At 48.6% G+C, this 401-nt stretch carries 1 protein-coding gene; it reads right to left on the bottom strand.

The genetic code is table 11. The features are described 5' to 3' along the window. On the bottom strand, window positions 1–365 hold a 365-nt coding region (locus tag A3761_RS06610; RefSeq protein WP_156491686.1), incomplete at its 3' end, for a hypothetical protein. Window positions 366–401: the final 36 nt, after the last annotated feature.

The following is a 401-nucleotide window of genomic DNA, read 5'->3' as shown; positions in this document are numbered from 1 at the left end:
TCAACATTCAATACACCACTCGCCCCTTCTCTCAAAGCAATTAAGTGACCAATGGCATCATCAAAAATTGTTGACGCCGTCGCGACTCGATCACCCGATGCACCTGCCGTAGGTCGAAGCTCATATGCGGCCATTGTTGTTATTCCGTCATTACCCTTATGTTCCTCAATATCGTACATTTCAGTCATACCGACAGGTGCGGAAAACGCTGCGTCTCCGGCTTCAAGCGTATAAAATGCCACCAGCATTCCCCCCGAGCCTGAAGTATTGACCGACGGTGCTGTCACACTGGACCAACTCATACCTACGCTAGAATCTTCATCATCTATTGGTGTGGAGGTATCGACACCTCGAAAGACAGACATACCACCTATATACCGCCGATTCCGATTGCCATCAAA

This window comes from Oleiphilus sp. HI0123 (assembly GCF_001635315.1).
The sequence above is the reverse complement of the archived record's forward strand: the minus strand, read 5'-3'. Positions and strand labels throughout refer to the sequence as shown.